Raw genomic sequence first — 16,804 nt, forward strand, 5'->3', positions numbered from 1 at the left:
ACATGCCATTGCCATCGTCCGCGCGTGCGTTGAAGAAGCCCCGTCTCGACGACGAGGTGCGCTTTCTAAGGTCGTGGATCGAAAAGCCGCTGCACATGGGTGCAGTGATGCCTTCGGGCAAGCTGCTCGCCCGGACCATGGCGCATTACGTCGACGTCAATTCAGACGCACCCGTGGTCGAGCTCGGGCCCGGCACCGGCGCCATCACCTCGGCCCTGGTCGAGCGGGGCGTCGACCAGAAGCGCCTCGTCCTCGTCGAATACAATCCCGGCTTCTGCGCCTTGCTGCGCGACCGCTATCCGCAAGCCAAGGTGGTGCAGGGCGATGCTTATCGCCTGCGCGACACGCTCTGGAACGTGCTCAGCGCGCCGGCCTCCGCCGTCGTCTCCGGCCTTCCGCTCGTGACAAAACCGATGCTGACGCGGCTCCGGCTGGTCCGCGACGCCTTCGCGGCGCTGACCCCGGGCGCGCCCTTCGTGCAGTTCACCTATGCGGTGGTGCCGCCGATCCCGAAATCGCTGCCCGGCGTGTCCACAGAGGCCTCGGAACGGATCTGGATGAACCTTCCGCCGGCCCGCGTCTGGGTGTATCGCAAGGACTAATTCCGTCGGCATTCCCTTTTGCGCGGCGGACTCGTTTCGCCGAACGCATGGAAGTGGATGTCCGCACCCAAAATCCTGGTCATTCCCGGCTCGCTGCGCACCGGCTCGCACAATGCGAAGCTGGCGGCGGTCGCCGCCTATGAATTCGCCCAGGCCGGCGTCGACGTCACCCGCATCTCGCTCGCCGATTTTCCGCTGCCGATCTATGACGGCGATCTCCAGGCCAAGTCGGGCGCGCCCAAGCACGCGATCAATCTCAAGCGCATGATCGGCGCGCATCATGGCGTGCTGATCGTTTCGCCCGAATATAACGCCTCGGTGCCGCCGCTGCTCAAGAACGCGATCGACTGGATCAGCCGCGTACATGAGCTGCACGAGACGCGCGGCGACGTGTTTCGCAACCGCGCCTTCGCGCTCGCCGGCGCCTCGCAGAGCCGGCTCGGTGCGGCCCGTGCGCTCCAGGCGCTGCGGCTGATCCTGACCTCCTGCCACGCCAATGTGATTGCCAGCCAGCTCACGCTCGCCTTTGCCGACCAGGCCTATGACGATATGGACAGGCTGAAGAACGAGGGCGACATCGCCGCGTTGAAGGAGCTGGTGCGGCAATTGATCGACATTTCCCAACGCATGATGTGAGGTGACATGACGCCAGCCGAGATCGCCCCGAAGGACCGCCTGATCGTAGCGCTCGACCTGCCCAGCGTTGACGCCGCGGAGGCGATGATCGCAAGGCTCGGCGACAGCGTCACCTTCTACAAGATCGGTTATCAGCTCGCTTATGCCGGCGGCCTGCCGCTGATCGGCAAGCTCGCCGACAAGGGCAAGAAGGTGTTCGCCGATCTCAAGATGCACGACATCGGCAACACCGTCACGCGTGGTGTGGAGAGCGTGGCCAGGCTGGGTGCAACCTTCGTCACCGTGCACGCCTATCCGCAGACCATGAAGGGCGCGGTCGAAGGCCGCGGTAGCGCGAGCCTGAAGATTCTCGCCGTCACGGTGCTGACGTCCTACAACGACGACGATCTGCACGCGGCCGGCTATCGGCTCAGCGTCTCCGAGCTGGTCGAAGCGCGCGCACAGCAGGCGCAGGTGCTCGGCGTCGACGGGCTGGTGTCCTCGCCCGAGGAGGTCGTCGCCTTGCGCAAGATCGTCGGCCACCAGATGCATCTCGTCACCCCCGGCATCCGGCCGGCGGGTTCTGCGACTGGCGACCAGAAACGCATCATGACGCCGGGTCGCGCAATTGCCGCGGGCGCCGATTATCTCGTCGTCGGACGGCCGGTGGTGGAAGCCGCCGACCCCAAGGCGATCGCTGAAGCCATCCAGGCCGAGATCGCGCAGGCGCTCGGCGCATGATTCGGAAAAACCGCGCAGCGGTTTTCCGGTCGGATGATGCTTAGATAGAGATCAACAAGCAGGGAGAAGAACAATGGCAAAGGGCTACTGGATCGGGCGCGTGGATGTGAGCAGCGACGAGGGCTACAAGCCCTATGCCGTCGCCAACGGTCCGATCTTCAAGAAATGGGGTGGCCGCTTCGTCGTTCGCGCCGGCAAGTTCACCACCGTCGAAGGCGCCAGCCGCTCGCGCAACGTCGTGATTGAATTTCCCGACTACGAGACCGCGATCGCCTGCTACAACTCGCCGGAATACCAAGCCAACATCAAGGTGCGCCAGCCGCACTCCATCGCCGACCTCATCATCATCGAGGGCTATGACGGCCCGCAGCCCTGAAGACGAATTGCCGCGAGAGCCGATCCTGGATTGACGCGAGCATCATCCGGCTCTCGCGGACAGCACGCGCGTACGATCATCGTACGCGATCGAGAGAGCGTCGCAGACATCTCCGCTCGCACTCACGCCGACATCACCTTGCATCGCCTTGACGGACTCACTCGCTTGAACGCGTGAGTGCCGTTCGCGCCTGAGACGAAGACCGTGGCCGTCATTGGGTCCACCAGCTTGCCGTATTCTTTTGTCCCCAAATGGGGATTGCTGGATCGCTCTCCTTTCATCCAAGGTTGCTTGATCGGAGCCCACATCGATCGGTGATGGGCATCAAGCCAACCCGAAATCTGCGACGTCCGTGACGGGCCGCAAGGCGACCCGCATCGCGCATTTCCATGCAAAGGGAGTGAAGATCATGGCACTGATCATCGGAACAGCAGGCGACGATGTGTTGCCTGGCACGAATGTAGACGATCAGATCTTTGGCCTTCAAGGCAACGACACCATTACTGGCCTGGACGGCAATGATGACGTAAGCGGCGGCGCGGGCAATGATTCCATCGATGGTGGTGCCGGCAACGACATCCTTGATGGAAATGCCGGTATCGATACGATCACCGGTGGCGCCGGCGACGACACGATCAACGGCGGCGCGGGCGACGACACGCTGAACGGAAATGCCGGCGCCGACATCATCCACGGCGACCAAGGCAACGACACCATCGATGGCGGAACCGGCGCTGATCAGCTCTTTGGTGACGCCGGCGACGACGGCATCCACGGCGGCGACGGCAATGATGACATTCATGGCGGCGCGGGTGCCGACACCCTGTGGGGCGACGCCGGCGACGATACGTTGAGCGGCGACGCCGGCAATGACGTCTTGAATGGCGGCGACGGTAACGACCTACTCAACGGTGGATTCGGAGATGACACTCTGAATGGCGATGCCGGCAACGACACGCTGAACGGCGGACTTGGCAATGACCTGCTGAACGGCGGTACCGGTGACGACATCCTGAACGGCGGTTTGGGCGCCGATACGCTCAACGGTGGCGATGGCAACGACACCATGCACGGCGACGCGGGCGACGACATCATGGACGGCGGCGCCGGTAACGATACGATGTTCGGCGATGCCGGAGACGACGAGATGGCCGGCGGCGCGGGCAACGATGCCATGAGCGGCGGCGCCGGTGATGACGAAATGAGCGGCGGAACCGGCAACGACACGCTCGACGGCGACGCCGGAGATGACACGCTCGATGGCGGCGACGGCACCGATGTCCTGAACGGCGGGGCTGGGGCTGACATCCTGTCGGGCGGCGCCGGCAATGACACCCTGAACGGCGGTAACGGCGATGACGAGTTGTCCGGCGGCAATGGCGCCGACGTCCTCAACGGTGGACTCGGCGATGATGTGCTGACGGGCGGTGCTGGTACCGATACGCACAATTTCGGCGACAACACAGCTACGAACTTCGGCAACGATGAAGTCACCGATCTCAGCTTTGCCGATGGCGATGCCGTTGTTGTCGACGCTCCGCCAGGCTTTGACCCGGCGACAGTGATAGTGGACGACGACGGCACCAACACCGTGCTGGATTTCGGCTTCGGCGCCATCCAGCTCGATGGCATCACGGGCGGCGCGACACCGTTCGAGTCGATCGCCGAAATCAACACTGCCGCCGGTTATACGGCCGTTGACGTTGTCTAGCGCCGACTAGTAGCGGGGCGGCTGTCAGGCCGCCCCGCCCTCATTTCAGTCAGTGACAGTGCCGGCAAGTTATGTATTCGCGTAACCGTGGTGTGATCCCAGCATCTGGTCAGAGATTGCTGGTGGCCTTGATTCCGGGACGATTCGCCTTGGTGTGGATCGTCTGTTTCAGCGTGTCCGTAAACCTGCTGCTGCTGGTCGTACCTTTCTATTCCATCGAAGTGTTCGACCGCGTGCTCAGCAGCGGAAGCGTCGAGACGCTTGTCGGCCTCACCGTCATCGCCGTCGGCGCTCTCGCCTTCAGCGCCGCCTTCGACACGTTTCGTAACCGCCTGTTGAGCCGGTTCGCGGTCGGGTTCGAGCACTGCCTCGCTCCGATCATCCTTGAAGGCAGCATCACCGGTGCGGCGCCCGGCGACGGCCGGCAGCACGATCTCGTCAAGCTTCGCGAGTTGAGAACTTTCCTGTCGAGCGGAACGGTCACATCGCTGATCGATGCTCCGTTCCTCCCGGTGTTTATTCTCATCCTGTTCTTCCTGCACCCCTGGTATGGCGTCATAGCCCTGATCGGGGTGGGGGTCCTGCTGGCGATGGGTGTTGCAAGCCACTGGATCGCGCGCGGGGAAATTGCGCAGGCTTCGCAGGCCGCGTTGAAGACGCAGGCGTTGCTCGATGGAATCGTCCGGCACTCCAGCGTGGTGCGGGCGATGGGCTGGACCCGGGGCGCCATCCGCGCGTTCATGAGCCTCAATGACGAAGCCCTGTCTCCGGTGGTGCGGGCCAGCGAACGCATCTACACGATTAGCGCCGCCGCGCGAATGGTCAGGACCATCCTGCAGATTGCCGCGATCGGCGCCGGTGCCTGGCTCGTGCTCCAGAACGAGGTGCTGTCCGGCAGTCTGATCGCGAGCTCGATCCTGATAGCGCGCACATTGCAGCCCATGGAAGGATTGGTCTCGGCCTGGCGCGCGTTGGCATCTGCGCAGGACGCGTGGACGCAGGTCTGCAACGCCGCGATGCCGGTGCTTGCGCGTCCGCGGAAGACGTTGCTTCCGCCGCCAGCCGGCATGCTCAAGGTCGAACGGGTGACATTCCGGATTGGCGGGACGCAGCGTCCCATTCTCGCGGGCATATCCTTTCAATGCCGGCCGTCCGAGCTTGTCGTCGTGATCGGGCCGACCGGCGCCGGAAAATCCACATTGCTGCGCTTGATGGCAGGCCTCGATCGGCCGACCAGCGGTACGATCCGGTTGGACCACGCAGCACTCCATACCTGGGATCCCGACCAGCTTGGGCAATTCGTCGGCTACCTCCCCCAGGACGTGCAGCTCCTGGAAGGAACGGTGGCCGAAGCCATTGCCGGGTTTGATGAATACGCACGGGACGAGGCCATCGTCGCCGCGGCCATGCTCGCGCAGGCGCATGAGATGATCCTGTCCCTTCCGGCCGGCTACCAGACCGAGATCGGCCGCGACGGCTGCAGGCTATCCGGCGGCCAGCGTCAACGCATTGGTCTTGCACGCGCCTTCTTCGGCGATCGCAAATTGATCCTGCTGGATGAGCCCAATGCCAATCTCGACCCGGACGGCGAAGAAGCGTTGTGCTCCGCCATTCAATCGGCCAAAGCGCGCGGCGCGGCGTCGGTGATCGTCACTCACCGGCCGCGGCTGTTGACCATCGCCGATGCCGTGTTGCTGCTGAGGGACGGCAACCAGGTCGCCTTCGGACCGCCATATGATGTTCTTCGCGCCCAGCGGCCGGCACCGGTACCGGGTTCGCCAGGGCTCCCGCGCAATGTCGAACCTCAGAGGTTGCCAGGCAGGAGGGTCATTCCATGACGCAGACCGGTCATGCCCCCGCGATGTCCGCGCCTGTTGCCGGTCCGTCGAAGACCTGGCCGACGGAGCAACCGCGATCCGACATGCGACGGATCATCGCATGGGGCTGTGTATTGCTCGTCCTGCAATTTTGCGGCTTCGGCTTGTGGGCAACCACGGTTCCGCTCCGCGGCGCTGTCGTGGCCCCGGGATTCATCAAGGTCCATTCGAAGCGCAAGGCTGTGCAACATCTGGAAGGCGGAATCATCAAATCGATCTATGTCCGGGAGAACGATCACGTCGAAGCCGGTCAACTCATTGCACGGCTCGACACCGCGCAGATCGAAGGGAGCCTTGGTTCCCTCGAAACCAAGTTCTTTGCTGATCTGGCGATGGAGGCCCGGCTGTCGGCGGAGCAGGACGGTGCGAAGTCAATCCGGTTTCCGGACGAATTGCGGGAAAGTGCGGCGCGTCTCTCCGCACGTATCGCCATTCAAACCCAGGAGGCCGAATTTGCTGCGCGACTGGCCGCGATTGAGAACGAGCGCAAGGTGATCGATCAGCAGATGCTGCAAAACGCGGACACCATCCGCGGCCTGCAGAGCAACACCCAAGGGCTTGAACAGCAACTCAAGCTGTTGCGGGAAGAAATCGCCGACACGAGTTATCTCCTCGCAAAGGGCCTCGCCCGGAAACCACGTTTGCTGGCCTTGCAACGCGCCGAAGCCGAGGCCACCGGACAGGTCGATCGCAATGCCGCGTCAATCTCGGAGATGCAGGGCAAGATCGCGGAGTTGCAGGACAGACGCCGGCAACTGGGGTTCAACCAAAATCAGGATATCGCCAAGCAGCGGCATGCGACGAGCGAGGAGATCGGCGACCTCAGACATCGAATTGCCGCGTTGCGTGCCCAGCTTGTCCGGTCTGAATTGCGTGCCCCGGAAAGTGGAAGGATCGTTGGCCTCAACAGCAGGGACCTCAATGCCGTGCTTGGACCTCGGGAAACCCTTTTGGAAATCGTTCCGATGCAAGATCGGCTTGTCATCGAGGCGACATTGAAGCCTGCCGATCGGGAAGAGGTTTATGTCGGACAGATGGCGCGTGTGCGGGTTCACGCGCTGAACATTCGCCGCCGGCCGATGCTCGAGGGAAGGGTGGTCGGCGTTGCGGCAGACGCACTGACCGACACCCATTCCGGCGACAGCTCCTATTTGGCCGAGGTTGAGCTCGACCCCAACGCGCCGACGGCCTCCTACATCTCCACATTGATGCCTGGAATGCCTGTCGAGATATTTGTCGAGACGGGGGAACGAACCTTTGCGGAATATCTTTTGCAGCCGATGACGTTACGGATCAACCGTGCGTTCAGGGAGAATTAAGCGCTGGTAAGGGGTGGGCCGGCCTATGAGGGAGGCGACCGTGCATGAGTGCAGTAAGGCACTACCTTCCGCACAGGATGATTTTCGTTCCGATTGCGTCGAGCGCGCCTCGAAGCAAGGCAATGACGGATGCGGTCCGTCTGGGTCTTGTCCGGAGCCACGCCCGCAACAGGCCGCAATGGAATATTTCGCGAAGGCCATGGCGGAATTGCTCGGCTGCCGGAGCTGCTACGTAGCCATGCTATCCGCCTCCGGGCTGGAAGAAGCCAGGATCGGAGATGCTCCTGCCGATCCGTCATGCGCGGCGATGGTTGAGCGATTTGCGCGCAAGGGTACAGCCGAGGACGTCGCCTCGCTCGAGCCGATCAATTCCCGGACCTCCTTCGTCCGCAAGTTGATCGGCGCGGAACCCCCGGTAAAGAGTCATTCAGTCATTGGCAGGTTTGCTTCCGATGAGCGAACCACGGTCGTGTTCGTGGCTGGATGGCGACCGGCCGCGCTTGCGGCATCGGAGATTCCGGGCTTGGCGCATACCGTGCGCCCGTTATGGAAGGCTGCTCATTCACTTGCCCGGCAAGCGCCGGGGCAGGTCGATGCGCAACTCTGGCTCGAAGAGCTGACCTTTCCCGCCATCGTCGTGGACCAGGGCCTGCACATTTACGCAGTCAATCGTGGTGGACGCGTGCTGCTTGCCAAGCGCGAGCTGCTCAGGATGGAAGGAGGCAGGCTTGCTGGCTCATGCGCTTCCGTGACCGAGAGCTTGCGGGGGGCAATCGGGAAAGTGCTCATCGAGAGCGGGACTCATGGATGGTTCAACACTACGGTACCGCTTTCGACGGATCGTCAGCAATTCGCCTTCGCCAAGATCGGCGCTGTTCCAACGCATGACAAGCTGGGACAGGCCCTCATCGTCGTGCCGCAATTCGATGACGTGCAGGGCGCGCACTGCATCGCATCTGCCTTCGGCTTGAATTGGGCTGAGGAAAGAATCGTCGCCCGGATTCTTCAATTCCAGTGCCCTCGCGATATTGGAGCCGAGCTTGGGCTGACCGAGGCAACGGTGCGAACCTACACCAAGAGGATCATGCTCAAACTGGGGATCAATCGGCAGTCGGAGTTCTTTCTTCTGTATCATCTCACCCAGTCGCCTTTTGGCGCCGGCAGGCGCGAGAACTGGGTGAGCCGGCCGGCCTCCGAGGGTCGATTGGACGAAGAGGGTCCGATGAGATTGCGGACGGCTGGCAAGCATTCGCCTGACTGAGTACGGGGTTCTCCGCGATGTCGAGGCGCATGAGCTGCGCAGGTTTTCTCTACCGGGCGTTCGCTGCCTTGGCATTGGCCGGGGCCGGCTTCCCTGCACATGCCCAGAGCATTCAATTGGCGCTGCCGATTGCCTGCGAGCCTGGCCGCACCTGCTACATCCAGAATTACACGGATCTCGATCCGTCGCGGTCGGCGCGAGATTACAAGTGCGGCACGCTGACTTATGACGACCACAACGGCACCGATTTTCGTTTGCCCTCACTGGCAGCGCAAAAGGCCGGCGTGGACGTGCGCGCGGCGGCAGGCGGTCGCGTTCTTCGTACACGCAATGACGCGCCGGACGGCGCTTTCACAAAATCGGGACGCGAAGCGGTGCGCGAGGCCGAATGTGGCAATGGCATCGTCATCGAACATCCGGAGCAGTGGGAAACCCAGTACTGCCACCTCGCCGCCGGCAGTGTGTTGGTCAAGCCTGGAGACAAGGTCGACCTCGGACAGCCGATCGGCCGTGTCGGGCTCTCCGGCCTCACGGAGTATCCTCACCTGCATTTCACCGTGAGGCACAATGGCGCGGTGGTCGATCCCTTTGCGTATGGTGTTCGCCCCGAGTCTTGCGAGGGCGGTCAATCGCTCTGGCTTGCTGCCCTCCGCCCGAAACTCGAGTACCAGGAACGAGCCATCCTCAATGCGGGCTTTACGACGGGGCCGGTCACGATGGAACTCATCGAGGACGGCAGTGCCGAGAGCCAAAAGCCGTCCGCCGGTTCGATGGCGATCGTCGCGTTCGTGCGGGCCATCGGGCTGAAGGCGGGCGATGCGCAATGGCTGGTCATCAAGGATCCCCTCGAGAACGTCATCGCGGAAAATCGGTCTGCACCACTTCAGGCCAACAAGGCGCAATTCATGCTCTTTGCGGGGAAGAAGCGACCTCCCGGGGGTTGGGAACGCGGCTCCTACAAGGCCACTTATGTTGTCGAGCGCGATGGTCAGATCGTGCTCAGGAAAGACCTGGAGCTCATGCTCTAGCGTTGCATCTGTGCTTGGGGAGACCCGCGCCACGGGCCTTTTGAAGGCCTGATCGGTTGCCGGAACGGCCCGCTCCCGCTATAGGGCGTGGAGAGGGTGAACCATGTCCGATATGCGTTTGATTGTTGCTGGGGCAGGCGGCCGGATGGGCCGGGCGCTGGCACGAGCGATTGCCGACACCGAAGGCGCGGTGCTGGCGGGAGCCCTGGAGGCGCCCGGCTCGGAGCTGCTCGGCAAGGATGCCGGCGTACTCGCGGGCCTGCCGGCCAACGGCGTCAAACTCTCGGCCGACCTCTGGGCGATGTCGAAAGATGCCGACGGCATCCTGGATTTCACCGTGCCGGCCGCGACCATCGCCAACGTCGCGATCGCGGCCGAGCGCGGCATCGTGCACGTCATCGGCACCACCGGACTGTCGGCCTCCGACAACGCCGTGATCAAGAGCGTCACCAACCGTGCGGTCGTGGTGCAGTCGGGCAATATGAGCCTGGGCGTCAATCTGCTCGCCGCGGTGGTCAAGCGCGTCGCCAAGGCACTCGACGAGAGCTTCGACATCGAGGTCGTGGAAACCCACCACCGCATGAAGATCGATGCGCCCTCGGGCACTGCGCTGATGCTGGGCCAGGCCGCTGCCGCCGGCCGCGGCATCTCGCTCGATGAGCATTCGGATCGCGGCCGCGACGGCATCACCGGCGCGCGCAAGCCGGGCGACATCGGCTTTGCCTCCTTGCGCGGCGGCACCGTCGCCGGCGAGCACAGCGTGATCTTCCTCGGTCCGTTCGAACGCCTGACGCTGTCGCATCTCGCCGAAGACCGCATGCTGTTCGCACACGGCGCGCTCAAGGCGGCGCTGTGGGCGCATGGCAAGAAGCCGGGGCACTACTCCATGGCCGACGTGCTCGGTCTCGCAGACATCTGAGCGAGCCGGAGCATGAACCGGACCCGAAGGGCCGCGTTAGCGCAAGATGTGAAGCGGCTTTCCGCCAAGATCATTCCTCAACAATAACCTGAATGGAAAGCAGTCAATGAGCGAACGTCTCCTCGTGCTCGTGCGCCACGGTCAGAGCGAGTGGAATCTGAAGAACCTGTTCACGGGCTGGAAGGATCCTGATCTCACCGAGCTCGGCGTGAAGGAAGCCACGGAAGCCGGCCGCAAGCTGAAGGCACAGGGCCTCGTGTTCGACGTCGCCTACACCTCGGTCTTGACGCGCGCGCAGCACACGCTCGATCTCATTCTCGGCGAGCTCGACCAGAAGGGCCTGCCGACCTCCAAAGACCTCGCGCTGAACGAGCGCGACTATGGCGATCTCTCCGGCCTCAACAAGGACGACGCCCGCAAGAAATGGGGCGAGGACCAGGTGCTGATCTGGCGCCGCTCCTACGACGTGCCGCCGCCCGGCGGCGAAAGCCTGAAGGATACGCTGGCGCGCGCGTTGCCCTATTACGTGCAGGAGATCCTGCCCGGCGTGCTCAACGGCAAGCGCACGCTGGTCGCCGCCCACGGCAATTCGCTGCGCGCGCTGATCATGGTGCTGGAGAAGCTCTCGCCCGAAGGCATTTTGAAGCGCGAGCTCGCGACCGGTGTGCCGATCATCTACCGGCTCAACGCGGATTCGACGGTGGCCTCAAAGCTGGATCTGGCGGGGTAGTCCATGAATGCGCAGCTTCCTGACCTGTCAAACGAATGGGATAAAAAAAAGCTGCGCAATTGGATGGCGAACGCTAAGCGCCTAAAGCGCGATGATGTTTATCATGCAGCGTTTCGCCAGCTTTGCCGAATTGAAGGGCGCAATATTGACGATCCACTGGAATCTGAGTTTGCGGTCGTGATGCGAGCCTTGGAAGAAGCCTTGTCGGAAGAAAGCGGCACGACAAAGCGTCTGAGCAGGACTCGTCAGAAACTAGGCAGAGTTGGCGTAAGGCAAACGTTGGCCGACTTGGCAATGAAGCCCACACCCTCGACGGGCTTCTTGAAGTTGGTCGAGTTTGGAATGGCCAAGGAGCTGTCCGCAGAGGCACTAGTTATCAAGTACTCAAGCGAATTTTCTTCAGAGACGGTGGAAGCCGCAAAGAAGCGCTTGGCAGATTACGGCATTTCTTGAATGCTGCTGTAGCTCAGCTTCTGCACATCTCGCGTAGAGCTCACTGCATCCCCAGCTGCCCGGCCTCCCAGCCCAGCATCGCCTGCTTGCGGGTGATGCCCCAGTGATAGCCGGTGAGCGTGCCGCTCTTGCCGAGCGCGCGATGGCAGGGCACGACGAACGAGACCGGGTTCTTGCCGACCGCAGCGCCGACGGCGCGTGAGGCCTTCGGGCTGTTGATGTTGCAGGCGATGTCGGAATAGGACACCGCGCGACCCATCGGGATCTTCAGCAGCGTCTCCCACACCCGTACCTCGAAATCGGTGCCGATCATCACCACGCGCAGCGGCTGGTCCGGCCGCCACAGCTTGGTGTCGAAGATGCGCTGTGCGAGCGGTGCGGTGCCTTCGTGATCCTCGACGTAAGTTGCGTTGCGCCATCGCCGCGTCATGTCGGCGAGCGCGACCTTCTCATCACCGGGATCGGCGAACGCAAGGCCTGACAGGCCGCGGTCGGTGGCGATCACGATCGCCGTGCCAAAGGGCGAGGGATGGAAGCCGTAGCGCAGCGTCAGGCCCGCGCCGCCGTTCTTCCATTCGCCGGGCGACATCGCTTCATGGGTGACGAAGAGATCGTGCAGCCGGCCCGGTCCTGAAAGACCTGAGTCGAGCGCGGCATCGAGAATGCTCGCGGAGTCCCGCAACAGTCCCTTGGCGTGATCGAGCGTCAGCGCCTGCATGAACGCCTTCGGCGTGATCGAGGCCCAGCGGCGGAACAGATGGTGCAGCTCATCCGGCGTGACGCCCGCCGCATCCGCCATCGCTTCGATGGCCGGCTGGGTGCGCCAGTTCTCCGAGATGAATGCGATCGCCCGGCGCACGGAGTCGTAATCGCGCAACGCGGCGTTCTGGGAGCCCGGCTTGGCCAGGCGCTGGTCATTTATGGCGAGTGTCATCATGACTGGAAATGTAGGCGTGGCGCCGGGCCGAAACCACCCGATTTCCGATCCGGACTCAGGAGACCGGGTTGTAGGTCGGGCCGCGCTTGGCGGCGTTCAGGGCCTCAACCAAGCCTTTGTAAAAACTTGCTTTTTCGTCCGGGCCGAGGAAGCGGGCGATCTGGATCTGGTGGCCGCGCGAGATCAGATAGAGATGCTCGATGCCAAAATCCTCGTCGACCTCCATGTCGAGGCGGACCCAGAGCGGATTGAACGTCCATTCGGCGACCTGGCCGCGATGACTGACGCGCCGCACCCGCAGCTCAGACGTCGTGACCGAAATCTCCTCGCGCGCCCGCGCGGTGCGGAAATTAGCCTTGAAGGCCCACCAGATCACCAGCACGTCGAGGCCGAAGAAGCCGAACACCGGCCACGCACCCATCATCAGGAAGGCGAGGCCGGTGGCAAAGCTCACCACGCTCAGGAACAGCATCACGGCGAGGAAGCCGGTGCGGTTCAGCGAGCGGTGCGGCGTCAGGAGCGCGGAGAAGATCTGAGGCTCCGTCTCGCTTTCAGATCGCCCGCGCTCAATTTCGTTGCCTGTGCTCATCGTCCCTCAGTATATCCGGATCATGGCGAAAATCACCCGCAAGCCGGCCCCGCGCAAAGCGTCCGTGCCGAAGAAAAAGGCAAAGGCGATAGTTGCGAAGCCGAAGGCTCCCGCCAGGAAATCGCTCAAGGCCACAAGACCCAATTCTACCAAACCTTGGACGCCGGCCGAGATCCACGAGGTCTTCAGCCGTTTCCGCAAGGCCAATCCGGAGCCGAAAGGCGAGCTCGAGCACGTCAATCCGTTCACGCTGCTGGTCGCGGTGGTGCTGTCGGCGCAGGCCACCGATGCCGGGGTCAACAAGGCGACACGCGCATTGTTCGAGATCGCCGACACGCCGCAGAAGATGCTCGACCTCGGCGAAGAACGCTTGCGCGAATACATCAAGACCATCGGCCTCTATCGCACCAAGGCCAGGAACGTGATTGCGCTGTCGGCAAAGGTGCTCAGCGAATTCGGCGGCGAGGTGCCGCGCACGCGCGCCGGGATCGAATCTCTGCCAGGCGCCGGGCGCAAGACCGCCAACGTGGTGCTCAACATGGCCTTCGGCGAGCACACCATGGCGGTCGACACGCATGTCTTCCGGGTCGGCAACCGCACCGGGCTCGCGCCCGGCAAGACGCCACTCGAAGTTGAGCTCGGTCTCGAAAAGGTGATCCCGGCCGAGTTCATGTTGCACGCCCATCATTGGCTGATCCTGCATGGCCGCTATACTTGCCTCGCCCGCAAGCCGCGCTGCGAGGTTTGCCTGATCAACGATCTCTGCCGGTGGCCGGAGAAGACGGTCTGAGGTGGCGCCGTCGTTTCGGGGGGCGATGTGAAGCAAGCCGGTTTTGGGGACATGTCGTGAGTCAGCAAGAACAAATCTCATCGCCATCGCCATCGCCATCGCCATCGCCATTGCCATCGCCATCGCCACCGCCACCGCCGGCCGCGGCACCGGCTCCGCCGCCGAAGCCGACACAGCGGCCGGCGAGCTCGCTCTGGGGCCGGCTCGCGATCCCCCTGTTCGCCGTGATCGTCGCGCTCGCCTTCGTGGCACTGGCGACGCTGCGCTTCGACGAATGGGTCGGCAACGCCGTGGTCCAGACCACCAACGACGCCTATGTGCGCGCCGATCTGACGCGGCTTGCAAGCCGCGTCTCCGGCGAAGTGCTGACCGTCGGGGTCTCCGACTTCCAGCGCGTCAAGGCCGGCGATCTCCTGATCCAGATCGATCCCGCCGACTACCAGGCCCAGGTCGCGCAGTCCGAGGCCGCTGTCGCCGCCGCGCAGGCCGTGCTCGACAATCTGAGCAACCAGGTCGAGCTGCAATATGCGACCATCGCGCAGGCGCAGGCCGCGCAGCTGTCCGCGGAAGCGTTGGAAGTCGAGGCCCGGCAGGAGCAGGATCGCCAGAAATCCCTGACGCAGACGGAAGCCGGCACGCGGCAGCGGCTGGAACAGGCCGTCGCGGGCTATGCGAAGGCGCAGGCCGACGTACGTGCCAGTCGCGCCGTCATCGCCGCGCAGCAGCATCAACTCGAAGTTCTGCAGGGCACCAAGAAGCAGCGCGCCGCCGATGTCGCGGCGGCCAAGGCGACGCTGGCGAGCGCGAAGCTGAAGCTCGGCTATACCAGGATCACCGCGCCGTTCGACGGCGTCGTCGGCGAGCGCCAGGTGCAGCCCGGCGACTACGTCAACATCGGCACCAACCTCATCAACGTGGTGCCGCTGCCGAAGGTCTATGTGATCGCGAATTACAAGGAGACCCAGCTCACTCATGTCGCGCCGGGCCAGCCGGTCGAGATCACCGTCGATGGCTTCCCGCGCGAGAAGCTGCGCGGCAAGGTCGAGCGCATTGCGCCCGCGACCGGCGCGCAAGTGGCCCTGCTGCCGCCGGACAATGCGACCGGCAATTTCACCAAGGTCGTGCAGCGCATTCCCGTGCGCATCCAGTTCGACGACAACCAGCCGCTGCTGGCGCGGCTGGTGCCGGGCATGTCGGTCGTCACCAGCATCGACACGAAGGCCGCGAATGGCGGAAAATGACGATGCCGGCCGCGGACCTCTCTCGCGCGGCGGCATCGCGCCACAGCCCTTGTTTGCCGTGGCGGCGGTGCTGCTCGGCTCGTTCCTCGCCAATTTCGACAGCCGGCTGACCACGGTCGGCCTGCCGGACCTGCGCGGTGCGTTCTCGCTCTCGTTCGACGAGGGCGCCTGGCTTTCGACCGCCGGCATCGGCTCGCAGATCCTGATCGCGCCGGCGGTGGCGTGGCTCGCGACGGTGTTCGGCCTGCGCCGCGTGCTCGGCATCCCGAGCCTCGTCTACGCCGCGGTGTCGCTGATCATTCCCTTCGTGCACGATTATCCGACGCTGCTCGCGCTCAGCGTCGTCCATGGCCTGCTGCTCGGCACCTTCGTGCCTGCGACGCTCATGATCGTGTTACGAAACCTGCCGATCCGATGGTGGGTGCCGGCGATCTCGCTCTATTCGATCCGGGTCGGCTTTGCGCTGGATACGTCGAGCTCCCTGGTCGGCTTCTATGTCGACCATCTGGGCTGGCAATGGATGTACTGGCAGAGCGTCGTGATCGCGCCCTTGATGGGCCTGATGGTTTATCTGGGCACGCCGAGCGAGCCGGTGAACCGCACGCTGCTGCGCGAGGCCGATTGGGGCGGCATGCTGCTGCTCGGCGCCGCGGTCTCGATGATCTATGCCGGCCTCGACCAGGGCAATCGCCTGGACTGGCTCGGCTCGGGGACGGTGATGGCGCTGCTCGTCAGCGGTGTGGTGCTGTTCGCAGGCTTCCTCGTCAACGAGTCGCTGGTGCGACAGCCCTGGGCGCATGTCAACGTGCTGTTCTCGCGCAATGTCGGGTTGGGGCTGATCTTGATCCTGCTCTACACGCTGACCAGCCTTTCCAACTCGTCGCTGGTGCCGAATTTCCTCGGCAATGTCGTTCTGCTCCGGCCGGAGCAGAGCGGGATGGTGCTGCTCACCTATGGCGCGCTGCCGATGTTCGTGCTGGTGCCGATCTCGATCTGGCTGCTGCGGCATTTCGATACGCGGCTCGTCGTGGTGCTGGGTTTTGCCTGCTTTGCCGCGGCCAATCTCTGGGGCACGCAGCTCAGCCATGTCTGGGCGCGCGAGGATTTTGTCGGCATCGTGCTGCTCCAGGCGATCGGGCAGTCGCTGCTCCTGCTGCCGATCATCATCACGCTGCTGTCGAACGCCGATCCGAGCCGCGCCACCTCCTTTGCCGCCTACATCCAGATCATGCGGCTCGGCGGCGCGGAGATCGGCATCGCGCTGATGGGAACGTGGCTGCGCGTGCGCGAGCAGGTCCATTCCTTCTATCTCGGCCAGGACCTTGTGGTCGGCAATGCCGACGTGGTGGGTAGGCTCAAGCAGCTCGCCGATTACTTCGCGGCCCATGGCACCGGCATGGCGCAGGCGCGCGCGGTCGGCACGCTCGCGGGCCTGGTGCAGCGCGAGGCCAATGTGCTCGCCTATATCGACGGCTTCTGGCTGTGCTTCTGGCTCGCGATGGTCGCACTCGGCGTCGTCGCGCTGATCACCCGGGCGCCACCGGGCCCGTTCACGCCGGCGCCGTTCGGTTTCGCCAAGATGCTGCTGCGCAAATGCGGGGTGCAAGTGAACTGA

At 63.6% G+C, this 16,804-nt stretch carries 17 protein-coding genes; 15 read left to right on the forward strand and 2 right to left on the reverse strand.

Features of this window, described 5'->3' with window-relative positions; genetic code table 11:
* Nucleotides 1-2 precede the first annotated feature (2 nt).
* From CT676_RS04375 to CT676_RS04430, 12 genes are all read left to right on the forward strand, one after another.
* Nucleotides 3-602, forward strand: a complete 600-nt coding sequence (locus tag CT676_RS04375) for an rRNA adenine N-6-methyltransferase family protein (RefSeq protein WP_028148799.1) — start codon at nucleotides 3-5, stop codon at nucleotides 600-602.
* Between the two features lie 57 nt (nucleotides 603-659).
* The gene (locus CT676_RS04380) at nucleotides 660-1,238 is read left to right on the forward strand and encodes an NAD(P)H-dependent oxidoreductase (protein ID WP_085405104.1); all 579 of its coding nucleotides are present in this window, start codon (nucleotides 660-662) and stop codon (nucleotides 1,236-1,238) included.
* Nucleotides 1,239-1,244: 6 nt separating this feature from the next.
* Nucleotides 1,245-1,958 carry an orotidine-5'-phosphate decarboxylase gene (gene pyrF / locus CT676_RS04385; protein ID WP_135213988.1) on the forward strand — a complete coding sequence of 238 codons (714 nt, stop codon included), beginning with the start codon at nucleotides 1,245-1,247 and terminating at the stop codon, nucleotides 1,956-1,958.
* A 73-nt stretch (nucleotides 1,959-2,031) separates the two neighbouring features.
* Nucleotides 2,032-2,334, forward strand: a complete 303-nt coding sequence (locus CT676_RS04390) for a DUF1330 domain-containing protein (protein ID WP_063980243.1) — start codon at nucleotides 2,032-2,034, stop codon at nucleotides 2,332-2,334.
* Between the two features lie 409 nt (nucleotides 2,335-2,743).
* Nucleotides 2,744-4,045 carry a calcium-binding protein gene (locus CT676_RS04395; protein WP_175617958.1) on the forward strand — a complete coding sequence of 434 codons (1,302 nt, stop codon included), beginning with the start codon at nucleotides 2,744-2,746 and terminating at the stop codon, nucleotides 4,043-4,045.
* Nucleotides 4,046-4,167: 122 nt separating this feature from the next.
* Nucleotides 4,168-5,883, forward strand: coding sequence for a type I secretion system permease/ATPase (locus tag CT676_RS04400; protein ID WP_244623066.1), 1,716 nt, complete (start codon nucleotides 4,168-4,170; stop codon nucleotides 5,881-5,883).
* On the forward strand, nucleotides 5,880-7,241 hold the full coding sequence (locus CT676_RS04405; protein ID WP_135213991.1) for an HlyD family type I secretion periplasmic adaptor subunit: 1,362 nt from the start codon (nucleotides 5,880-5,882) through the stop codon (nucleotides 7,239-7,241). Before CT676_RS04400 ends, CT676_RS04405 begins: the two co-directional genes overlap by 4 nt.
* 178 nt (nucleotides 7,242-7,419) lie before the next feature.
* Nucleotides 7,420-8,502 carry a helix-turn-helix transcriptional regulator gene (locus CT676_RS04410; RefSeq protein ID WP_224580537.1) on the forward strand — a complete coding sequence of 361 codons (1,083 nt, stop codon included), beginning with the start codon at nucleotides 7,420-7,422 and terminating at the stop codon, nucleotides 8,500-8,502.
* Nucleotides 8,503-8,531: 29 nt separating this feature from the next.
* The gene (locus CT676_RS04415) at nucleotides 8,532-9,530 is read left to right on the forward strand and encodes a M23 family metallopeptidase (RefSeq protein WP_166061620.1); all 999 of its coding nucleotides are present in this window, start codon (nucleotides 8,532-8,534) and stop codon (nucleotides 9,528-9,530) included.
* A gap of 103 nt (nucleotides 9,531-9,633) precedes the next feature.
* Nucleotides 9,634-10,449, forward strand: a complete 816-nt coding sequence (dapB, locus tag CT676_RS04420; RefSeq protein ID WP_135213993.1) for a 4-hydroxy-tetrahydrodipicolinate reductase — start codon at nucleotides 9,634-9,636, stop codon at nucleotides 10,447-10,449.
* Between the two features lie 106 nt (nucleotides 10,450-10,555).
* On the forward strand, nucleotides 10,556-11,179 hold the full coding sequence (locus CT676_RS04425) for a 2,3-bisphosphoglycerate-dependent phosphoglycerate mutase (protein WP_014490847.1): 624 nt from the start codon (nucleotides 10,556-10,558) through the stop codon (nucleotides 11,177-11,179).
* Between the two features lie 3 nt (nucleotides 11,180-11,182).
* The gene (locus CT676_RS04430) at nucleotides 11,183-11,632 is read left to right on the forward strand and encodes a hypothetical protein (protein ID WP_135213994.1); all 450 of its coding nucleotides are present in this window, start codon (nucleotides 11,183-11,185) and stop codon (nucleotides 11,630-11,632) included.
* Between the two features lie 40 nt (nucleotides 11,633-11,672).
* Here CT676_RS04430 and CT676_RS04435 read toward each other — a convergent pair whose 3' ends face one another.
* Nucleotides 11,673-12,569: a bifunctional helix-turn-helix domain-containing protein/methylated-DNA--[protein]-cysteine S-methyltransferase gene (locus tag CT676_RS04435; protein WP_135213995.1), complete on the reverse strand. Its 897-nt coding sequence runs from the start codon at nucleotides 12,567-12,569 to the stop codon at nucleotides 11,673-11,675.
* 55 nt (nucleotides 12,570-12,624) lie between these two features.
* Entirely contained in the window at nucleotides 12,625-13,158 is a 534-nt protein-coding gene (locus tag CT676_RS04440) for a DUF2244 domain-containing protein (protein WP_135213996.1), read from the reverse strand.
* A gap of 22 nt (nucleotides 13,159-13,180) precedes the next feature.
* Here CT676_RS04440 and nth point away from each other — a divergent pair, with 22 nt between their 5' ends.
* The 3 genes from nth (at nucleotide 13,181) to CT676_RS04455 (ending at nucleotide 16,804) form a co-directional block, all read left to right on the forward strand.
* The gene (nth, locus tag CT676_RS04445; protein WP_167767940.1) at nucleotides 13,181-13,948 is read left to right on the forward strand and encodes an endonuclease III; all 768 of its coding nucleotides are present in this window, start codon (nucleotides 13,181-13,183) and stop codon (nucleotides 13,946-13,948) included.
* 110 nt (nucleotides 13,949-14,058) lie between these two features.
* On the forward strand, nucleotides 14,059-15,189 hold the full coding sequence (locus CT676_RS04450) for an HlyD family secretion protein (protein WP_135213998.1): 1,131 nt from the start codon (nucleotides 14,059-14,061) through the stop codon (nucleotides 15,187-15,189).
* Nucleotides 15,176-16,804 carry an MFS transporter gene (locus CT676_RS04455; protein ID WP_135213999.1) on the forward strand — a complete coding sequence of 543 codons (1,629 nt, stop codon included), beginning with the start codon at nucleotides 15,176-15,178 and terminating at the stop codon, nucleotides 16,802-16,804. The genes CT676_RS04450 and CT676_RS04455 overlap by 14 nt, the downstream gene beginning before the upstream one ends.

The organism is Bradyrhizobium sp. MOS001, from assembly GCF_004634465.1.
Taxonomy (GTDB): domain Bacteria; phylum Pseudomonadota; class Alphaproteobacteria; order Rhizobiales; family Xanthobacteraceae; genus Bradyrhizobium; species Bradyrhizobium barranii.

Coding starts and splice junctions, on each gene's coding strand:
- CT676_RS04380 (WP_085405104.1), top strand. CDS start 660: ATGTCCGCACCCAAAATCCTGGTCATTCCCGGCTCGCTGCGCACCGGC.
- CT676_RS04395 (WP_175617958.1), top strand. CDS start 2,744: ATGGCACTGATCATCGGAACAGCAGGCGACGATGTGTTGCCTGGCACG.
- dapB (WP_135213993.1), top strand. CDS start 9,634: ATGTCCGATATGCGTTTGATTGTTGCTGGGGCAGGCGGCCGGATGGGC.
- CT676_RS04425 (WP_014490847.1), top strand. CDS start 10,556: ATGAGCGAACGTCTCCTCGTGCTCGTGCGCCACGGTCAGAGCGAGTGG.
- CT676_RS04415 (WP_166061620.1), top strand. CDS start 8,532: ATGAGCTGCGCAGGTTTTCTCTACCGGGCGTTCGCTGCCTTGGCATTG.
- nth (WP_167767940.1), top strand. CDS start 13,181: ATGGCGAAAATCACCCGCAAGCCGGCCCCGCGCAAAGCGTCCGTGCCG.
- CT676_RS04430 (WP_135213994.1), top strand. CDS start 11,183: ATGAATGCGCAGCTTCCTGACCTGTCAAACGAATGGGATAAAAAAAAG.
- CT676_RS04435 (WP_135213995.1), bottom strand. CDS start 12,569: ATGATGACACTCGCCATAAATGACCAGCGCCTGGCCAAGCCGGGCTCC.
- CT676_RS04405 (WP_135213991.1), top strand. CDS start 5,880: ATGACGCAGACCGGTCATGCCCCCGCGATGTCCGCGCCTGTTGCCGGT.
- pyrF (WP_135213988.1), top strand. CDS start 1,245: ATGACGCCAGCCGAGATCGCCCCGAAGGACCGCCTGATCGTAGCGCTC.
- CT676_RS04375 (WP_028148799.1), top strand. CDS start 3: ATGCCATTGCCATCGTCCGCGCGTGCGTTGAAGAAGCCCCGTCTCGAC.
- CT676_RS04455 (WP_135213999.1), top strand. CDS start 15,176: ATGGCGGAAAATGACGATGCCGGCCGCGGACCTCTCTCGCGCGGCGGC.
- CT676_RS04390 (WP_063980243.1), top strand. CDS start 2,032: ATGGCAAAGGGCTACTGGATCGGGCGCGTGGATGTGAGCAGCGACGAG.
- CT676_RS04440 (WP_135213996.1), bottom strand. CDS start 13,158: ATGAGCACAGGCAACGAAATTGAGCGCGGGCGATCTGAAAGCGAGACG.
- CT676_RS04410 (WP_224580537.1), top strand. CDS start 7,420: ATGGAATATTTCGCGAAGGCCATGGCGGAATTGCTCGGCTGCCGGAGC.